Here is a 1265-nt window from a genome sequence, read left to right as displayed (position 1 = left end):
AAAGAGGCCGACCTCCTCGGCCGCCGTATGGGGGTGCAGCAGCCGCTCCATCTGCGTCACCGCCGTCTGCACCGCCTCGGCGTCGCCGGCGTGGCAGGCGCTGCGCAGATCGGTGAGCGCGTTGACGATCGCGACGCGCTCGGCCATAAACCGCCCGATCAGATCGATCGACTCGCAGCCGCAATAGGAGCACATGAGGTGGCCGGTCCGGTGGGAGCGCGGGTCAGCCGGCGGCGACCGTGAGCAGCAGGACGCAGTCGCTGACCGCGTCCACCGCGTGCCGCTCCGGCGGGATGGGGACCAGCGAGCCGGTGGTCAGTTCCCAGCGGTCGATATCGCTGCGTAGCACAGCCTGCCCGCGAAGCGACTGCAGAGTCGCCGCCGGTGGCGAGTTGTGTTCCGGCAGGCCGGATCCCGCGGTCAACGCAATGACCGTCGCGCGAAGCAGCGGGGTCTTCACGACCAGGTGCGCGGCCTTGCCGCGAGCGTCCGCGTGGGCCTGCGCGACCAGCGCGTCGCCGAGTGCGGTCAACTCGTGCAGACCCGAGCCCTCACCGGGCGCGGGTTCCTGCCAGGGCGCGAGGGGCTCGGGTGCCGAGCTGCCGATCGAGACGCGTTCCGCGGTCATACCTTCTCCTGTGACTTCAGGCCGGGCTTGTCCCAGGTGCCTTGGGGAGCGCGCACGCCACCCGCGACCCCGGATCGCGCGTCGCGGCTGCGATAGACGATGTAGGGGCGCGTGAAGTAGCCGATGGGGGCGCTGAAGACGTGCACGAGACGGGTGAAGGGCCACAACGCGAAGAGCAGGAAAGCCGCGACCGCGTGAATCTTGAAGCCGATCGGGGCCGCCGCCATCAGCGCGACATCGGGGCGCAACTCGAAGATCGAGCGGAACCACACCGAGACGCCCGAGCGGTAGTTGTACTCGCCGCCGAACTGCAGCCAACTGCCGGCGATGGTGTTCCAAATGCCGAGGACGATGACGACGCCGAGCACGGCATACATGATCTTGTCGTTGATCGTCGTCGCGCTGAAGACGGGGCCGGTGGTGCGCCGCCGATAGACGAGGATGGCCAGCCCGGCGACAGCCGCGACGCCGGCGGGGATGCCGCCGGCCAGCGCGAGGATGTGGTAGGTGTGCCGCGAGATGCCGACGGCGTCGGTCCACTTTTGCGGGATGAGCAGGCCGAGGATGTGACCGCCGATGACACCGAGCATGCCGAAGTGGAAGAGCGGGCTGCCGATCCGCAGCAGCCGGTCTTCGT

General features: G+C 69.2%; 2 protein-coding genes. Both read right to left on the bottom strand.

Annotated elements, in window-relative coordinates; translation table 11 throughout:
- Positions 1 to 223: 223 nt before the first annotated feature.
- The gene (locus tag PKH97_RS04705) at positions 224 to 628 is read right to left on the bottom strand and encodes a LuxR family transcriptional regulator (protein WP_324386249.1); all 405 of its coding nucleotides are present in this window, start codon (positions 626 to 628) and stop codon (positions 224 to 226) included.
- Positions 625 to 1265, bottom strand: a 641-nt coding sequence (gene narI / locus PKH97_RS04700) for a respiratory nitrate reductase subunit gamma (protein ID WP_324386248.1), incomplete at its 5' end; no start/stop codon positions are given. The genes narI and PKH97_RS04705, both read right to left, overlap by 4 nt.

This window comes from Nostocoides sp. (assembly GCF_035343835.1).
Classification (GTDB): domain Bacteria; phylum Actinomycetota; class Actinomycetes; order Actinomycetales; family Dermatophilaceae; genus Nostocoides_A; species Nostocoides_A vanveenii.
The sequence above is the reverse complement of the archived record's forward strand: the minus strand, read 5'-3'. Positions and strand labels throughout refer to the sequence as shown.